We start from the raw sequence: 6,221 nt of genomic DNA on the forward strand, positions 1-6,221 counted from the left end.
AGTGAATGGATCTCCCAGTCTCATAACCGCTCAGCCCGGGGGTCTCACCTCAGTCTGGCAGAGAGGGTCTAACCAGCGTTACGAAGGCTGCAACCCTCTGCATAAGTGGTACGGATAAACGAGCACAGTGCGCCCCAACCAGGGCGGACCCGAACTTCCGCCGCGCCCTGTCAATTTCCAGCTGGTTACAACCTCGAAGCGAAACTCAAGGTGGAGCTCGAGTCAGGCTGCCTACCAGGTGTCCTCAGAGTCGAGTTCCTGTGGAACACGCATGCAGGGTGTTGCTCGAGGTTCAAACCAATAGGTGGCAGCCCTCTGACACGATGGAGCGATGCGATCCTCGAAACTCTTGGCTTTTGCAATGTTTCCCTAGGTCCTCGAGTCCTGCGCCACGGAACTGGAAGATGAGAACGAGAAAGCTCACGAGCGCGTCGCGAAGGCCGAATCTGCTCTCGAGGAGGAAGGACATCAGTTCAGGCTTAGCTTTCCTGGAGAAGCCGATGGTCCGCGCCACGGTATTACCAGTCTGCCTCCAGACAGGGAGACTGCTGCGGTTTTCGCCTGGTGCGAGGGAGCGAAACGCGGGCCTACGTTCTTCTTGGATGACGTCGAGGTAGGACTTCTTCCTTGTTCGGAGGAAGACGTCCCCTAAGACCCTGAACAGCAGGCTTCGGAGAGACTGTTACTCGGTCCTGGCGCCCAATTGCTGAAGCGCTTGGCCGTCGAGGCGGTGCGTTTCCCATTCACTCTGTGGGGTTGACCCAAGTGAACGGTAGAAGGCGATCGCGGGTTCGTCCACTTGAGTACCCACCATTCGAGCCGGCGCCAGCCGCGCTCGAAGCATATCTGGGCTAGACGAGCAAGTAATGCACGTCCCGCTCCTGACCCGCGGTGGGCCGGGTCAACAAAGAGATCCTCTAGCCAGATGCCATTGCGGCCTGTCCAGGTCGAGAAGGTGACGTACCAGATCGCCAATCCGATGACCGTGCCATGACGTTCAGCAGTGAGCGCATGAGTGGCCGGGGAACCAGAATCTGGGAAGAGTGCTTGAGCGAAATCTTTCTGCTCTGCTTCTACAGCGTCGGGCTCTTGTTCATATTCAGCCAGCGCTTGAACCAGTCGAAGAATTTCAGGAATATCATCAGGCTAGGTGTCACGGATCAAGAGTGTCATGGCAAGGATCCAAGCGCTTCCGCAGAATCTACAATGACTCCGTTCAGGTTGTCACAGTGCCTCAAGAAAAGCAGGAAATACCCGCAGGGCCGTCGCTGAGTGACGGTCTGCCTGCTGCTGACGGTTGACGTTTCGCGGTCAAGAATTCGTCGCCTCCGGCGAACCTTCCGTCCCGGGCATTCTCGGTCACTCGAGTTCCGGTGCTCGAGCCCATCCTCAAAACTCGATGTGGCTAAGGACGTTACCAACTATCGAAATCGCCGGCCGTAACGAAGACTAGGAAATGCAGCGGACGTTATCGGCTTGGCCGGACACGTACATGGTAAGGACGCACCTCCGAGCGACAAGGATCACACCATGACCGGGCCACCAAGAAGCAGCTACCAACCGGAAGACGCCGACAATTCACTTGATAAACGACTGACCCACTCCGCACCGGCGGGCACTCGAGCCACGTTTGAACTCAAGAAGGAGCTGAGCAGGATCTCTGCCTGCTGCCGAGAGGAGGCTAGCGGGCGTCGTCGTGCCGGTCGGTTCGGGCCTTCGCGAGGTGCAGCCGTGGGACTTGCTGCTTGCGTGCTGATGGGCAGCGATGCCGCTGCGGCAGCCGTGGTGGACCTGCGCAGTTACTCGTCGGACATGGATGTCGAGCCACACGGGCACTACAGCTTCGACCTGCCCGGCGGCGCAGAGTGCGACGTGGAAACGCGAGTGGTCAAGCTGGGGCCGCCCGGGTACGAGAATGTCGCAAGATTTTCAACGCCGTGGGACCCAAGATGGTGATGACCACCAGGTTGAACAGGGATGGAGGGCAGGCTTCGGCACACGGGCCTTCTGGTCTCTGTCCCCAAAACCGAAACTGAGTTCGCGTCGGCAGATGAAGAAGCTCGCCAATGTCACAACGGATTCTTGCAAGAATAGTTGCCGTGGATGCCATCAATCTCTTCATGCTCGTTGCCGCCCTAGTCACTCTGGCGGCAATCGGTGGTATCCGTGTGGGAGTACGTCTTGGATTACCGGCACTGCTGTTCTTCCTGTTCTTCGGCATGATCCTCGGCGAAGCAGGTTTCGGGCTCGAATTTGACGATGCCACCATCGCCCAAGGGTTGGGCTACGCCGCATTGGTGTTGATCCTGGCTGAAGGTGGACTCACCACCAAGTGGCGTGAGATTCGCCCCTCGATCTTGCTGTCAGTGCTCCTGGCCACGGTCGGCGTAGTGGTCACTATCGGCCTCATGACGGTCATTGGTCATTACGCTCTTGGGTTACCAATCATCTTGGCCTTACTCTTCGGGGCAATCAATGCAGGTACCGATGCTGCGGCAGTCTTCTCGGTGCTGCGGGGCATCCCTGTTCCAGCGCGGGTCCGGTCAGTTTTGGAGGGCGAATCGGGACTCAACGACGCGCCGACCGTACTGATCGTCACGGCCGCGACAGCTGTGGCCGTCGGGACCGAACCCTCCGGCGGCATTCCCGTAGTGGCACTGATGATCGCAGCCCAGCTCGTAGGCGGCATCGTGCTCGGAGTGGCCCTCGGGGGTGTGGGTGTGTTCGTGCTGAGGCGCTTCGCACTCCCGGCTGCGGGTCTCTACCCGCTGGCGGCATTGGCATGGGCGGTCATGTCCTATGGTGTGGCAACCCAAATCAGTGTGTCGGGATTCGCCGCCGTGTACATGTGCGCGATGGTGCTCGGTAACGGCCGGCTGCCGCACCGGCAGGCAACTCAGTCCTTCGCCGAAGGCACTGGGTGGATCGCGCAGATCGGACTCTTCGTGATGCTGGGTATGCTTGCCAGCCCGGGAAGAATCACCTGGGAAATTGTGATGAGCGGCTTAGTGGCCGGGTTGTTTCTCACGTTCTTGGTCCGACCTTTTGCGGTCTTTTTGTGCGCAGTGTGGTTCAAGATGCCATGGCGAGAGCAGGCGTTCCTGTCCTGGGCCGGGCTGCGAGGAGCTGTCCCGATTATTTTGGCGACGATTCCTATGGCAGCTGAGATGGAAGACGCCGATATGCTCTTCGACGTCGTTCTCGTGTTCGTCGTGGCCTACACGGCGATCCAAGCGCCGTCATTGCCCTTCGTCGCGAGGCTACTGGGTCTCACCGACGTGGCCCCTAGCACGGCAGTGCAGATCGAACCCGCACCGATGGATGAACAGCGAGCTGACCTGATCAAGATCACACTCAGCGGACCATCGCTTCTGACGCAACTGCCGTTGAGAGATATCCAGTTCCCGGAGCATAGCCAGATTTCCCTGGTGATGCGTAAAGATGAGTCATTCGTGCCCTCTGGGCAGACACACCTGCAAAACGAAGACCAGCTCTTGGTAGTAATACCGGCCGAGCACGAGGAGCAAGTCCGAGAGTTTTTCCACCGCCTCTCAGGTGGGTAAGTATTCGCACGGGAAGAATGTGGATGGCCCATCGCGCTCGAGAGCGTTGAATGCACGGCTCCTCACACCGGATGCCATCGGCGGGCTATCCCGCTCCCGTTAGTGTTGATGAGCTCTGCCTTACGAAGAGTCTCCTCTTATCCGCAAAGGAAGGGCCATCCTCTTCTCTATGGCCCTATCCCGTGCGGGTGTTAGTTCAATGGCCCTGCCGCTGTCCTGAGCTCTTCTGGAGTGCGCGATGCCATCTCTGTGACCCTCAGGGCGCGACCATAGGGGTCCGACGATTTCGATTGCTTAGGTACTTCATTGATCGGGTGCTGATTAGCCTCGCATAGATGCGAGGCGGGAGGGCGAAAGAAAAACTGGCCTAAGTGTCAGCATGCTATCGAGAGGAAACCGGTCATGTCTGATCGAGAAATTAGAGCCTACGGGCCGAACTACGACACTGAGCACCTGAGTGTGGACCTCGATAAGAAAGTTCGCGCTTTGGGGGGCGCCTCAATCATTATCTTCGGTGACGATCCCGTTCTGCGGGCAATGCAGGCGCGGGCGCTTGCGAACACGTGGGGGCTGAGGCTGATGAAGAACCCGATCAAGGCTGACATGCAACATAATCCTGATAGCGGGCTGACGGTTGGTTTGCATTGTGTGGAGCCTACGGTGGCTGCTGATGGGTTTGTGAACAACTGGGTGCTCAACGCAGCCGTTGAGGGTCCCAGGATCATGATCATTGATGTCGCTGAGGGAACTGACATTGCGGTCTCCGCCCTGAAAGTCTGTGCGTTATTCGTGAAAATGGGAGGCCCAGACTCGCCGTCAGCTGGCATAGACAGTGGAACGTCGGTGCAAGATGCCGACTCTAATGTTCAGTCGCCAAACTTATGCACCGGTTATACCGGCATGAACGCATACTCCTCTCTTATGAGCCTGAGGAGCAGAAGCGGATCACCTGGGGCTTGAGATGGAGTCGTCTGGTCGACCGGCTCCTATGTAGTTGCTCAGTCTGCTGGGATTGCCTTCAGCACAGCGTCTCGCAGCCGCAAGTCCCCCGGCCCGAGTCCGGCCAAGACCTCGGATAGAGTCACCTCGGTTTGGGAGATCACCCGGAAGCCTTCCTCGCGGGGTGAGTCAGCGACAAAAATTCGTGAGTAATCAGGAGCGGAGACAAGCCCAGGGGTCCAGTTCACTGTAGCCACAGCTGTAGGCCCGAAACGAAGGGTCACATAGGCATCGTCACCACTGGCGCGTCCCAGTTTCACTGACCATTCCCACTGACCCTGCCAATTCGAGGTCACACGATCGAAATGTGCCACCCCCATCGCTTCATTGACCTGGTTCAGCAGCTGCGTCCGGGTGAAGTCCCGCAGTGAGGCTTTGACCTGGCGGAGAGTTGTGCGACCCTCTTCGAATTGCCGGCGAGCATGTTCAGCCACGATGTCGGCAAACTCCTCGGCTGCCCGGTCGCGTTGGGAGGCGCCGTAGCGGGATGCCTCTCCGGTCTCACACATGATCTTGATGAAAGCGAGCTGATCGTCGAGATTCACTGCTGCTGGTCCTTCCACGAATTGGTGGAACATCTGCTGGAGAAAGAAGTGCTGCTCAGGGTGCCTGTCACGCCAGGATCGATCTCGCGCCACATAGTTCTTCAGATCGCTGAGGACTTCGGAGTAGGTGACAACGACCGCCTGCTCCCACCCATCCTGCAGAAGATGCGGCATATGTCGCATACACAGAAGAACGACCACGGCCTTCCGCCGGTCCCCTGCAGCATGGGCGAGATAGCGGTAATAGTCATGCCCGTGTCCGTCAGAGGTTCCGTAATTCTCGACCGCCAGGGCGGCATCATCGCGGACAAGGAGCAGGTCGGCGATATCCATGCCTGTCTGCTCATCACTTTCGGTCTGGACCTCTTGGAAGATTCGGTAGCCAGTGGCTGGAATCTTTCGCTCCTGCGATAGAGCTCCGTTGACCCGTGACAGAAAGATCCGCTGGAAAACACCCCCTAGCTCATGCGTGGCGTCGTCCCGCAGCAGCCAGGCGAAGACATTGGAGAGCTGTTTCTCATGAGTGCCGTGATGCATCACCCGGAAGACGTTGAACTCCTCCGCCAAGCTTCGCGACAGCCCAGGCAGCAGCCTCGTGACAAAATCGTTCACTGACCTCTGGTCTGCAGACATAGAACCAGCCTATCGAGGTGTGAACGCCCCTGGGTTTCTGGAGACTCACGTGGCGGCTTCTATCGGTGGTTGCACCGGCCTGATCTTCAGGAGCCTCAGTGGAGCCCACCGACCCGGAGTCCTTAGTCCTTCGCTACGGGGATGATGTCTTTGATGCAGTGATCGCTCTGGTCAAGCTTGGGGTGAGTACTCGCAAGGCCGCTGCGGCCTGCGGGGTCTCGCCCTCGACGGTGGATCGCTGGGTGTCTCAATCGCGTGCCGGTAAGCCACATGGTGCTAATGGCCGGCCCCGTCATCCTGGTCGGGAGAAGTTCCACCAGCTGCGCGAAGAAGGCCGGTCAGTGCGCGCAGCGGCAGCGGTTGTGGGAGTTTCCTCGATGAGCGGGTACAAGTGGGACACAGAGATGCGGGCAGGCGGAGCGTGTCAAATCAAGTGAGACGTGGAGCGGTACGGGTTACTTCACTGGATCTGGTTCTGGGG

The 6,221-nt window shown here is 58.6% G+C and carries 6 protein-coding genes; 4 read left to right on the forward strand and 2 right to left on the reverse strand.

The window, feature by feature from the left end; translation table 11 throughout:
* Positions 1-648 precede the first annotated feature (648 nt).
* Entirely contained in the window at positions 649-1,137 is a 489-nt protein-coding gene (locus tag FEF26_RS14930; protein ID WP_341805157.1) for a GNAT family N-acetyltransferase, read from the reverse strand.
* Positions 1,138-1,530: 393 nt separating this feature from the next.
* Between FEF26_RS14930 and FEF26_RS14935 the strand changes: the two genes are divergently transcribed.
* From FEF26_RS14935 to FEF26_RS14945, 3 genes are all read left to right on the forward strand, one after another.
* Complete coding sequence (locus FEF26_RS14935; RefSeq protein ID WP_138254334.1) at positions 1,531-1,956, forward strand: hypothetical protein; 426 nt, start codon at positions 1,531-1,533, stop codon at positions 1,954-1,956.
* Between the two features lie 143 nt (positions 1,957-2,099).
* Positions 2,100-3,563, forward strand: a complete 1,464-nt coding sequence (locus tag FEF26_RS14940) for a potassium/proton antiporter (protein ID WP_166433071.1) — start codon at positions 2,100-2,102, stop codon at positions 3,561-3,563.
* Between the two features lie 402 nt (positions 3,564-3,965).
* Positions 3,966-4,523, forward strand: coding sequence for a hypothetical protein (locus FEF26_RS14945; RefSeq protein ID WP_138254336.1), 558 nt, complete (start codon positions 3,966-3,968; stop codon positions 4,521-4,523).
* A gap of 38 nt (positions 4,524-4,561) precedes the next feature.
* On the opposite strand, the gene FEF26_RS14950 is transcribed toward FEF26_RS14945, so the two are convergent.
* Positions 4,562-5,740 carry a PD-(D/E)XK nuclease family protein gene (locus FEF26_RS14950; protein WP_138254337.1) on the reverse strand — a complete coding sequence of 393 codons (1,179 nt, stop codon included), beginning with the start codon at positions 5,738-5,740 and terminating at the stop codon, positions 4,562-4,564.
* A 98-nt stretch (positions 5,741-5,838) separates the two neighbouring features.
* Between FEF26_RS14950 and FEF26_RS14955 the strand changes: the two genes are divergently transcribed.
* Complete coding sequence (locus FEF26_RS14955) at positions 5,839-6,177, forward strand: helix-turn-helix domain-containing protein (protein ID WP_208012953.1); 339 nt, start codon at positions 5,839-5,841, stop codon at positions 6,175-6,177.
* Positions 6,178-6,221: the final 44 nt, after the last annotated feature.

The sequence above is a fragment of the Nesterenkonia salmonea genome (genome assembly GCF_005771525.1).
GTDB lineage: Bacteria > Actinomycetota > Actinomycetes > Actinomycetales > Micrococcaceae > Nesterenkonia > Nesterenkonia salmonea.

Bases quoted from the DNA above. Each gene is read 5' to 3' on its own strand.
- FEF26_RS14935 (WP_138254334.1), top strand. From the start codon at position 1,531: ATGACCGGGCCACCAAGAAGCAGCTACCAACCGGAAGACGCCGACAAT.
- FEF26_RS14945 (WP_138254336.1), top strand. From the start codon at position 3,966: ATGTCTGATCGAGAAATTAGAGCCTACGGGCCGAACTACGACACTGAG.
- FEF26_RS14950 (WP_138254337.1), bottom strand. From the start codon at position 5,740: ATGTCTGCAGACCAGAGGTCAGTGAACGATTTTGTCACGAGGCTGCTG.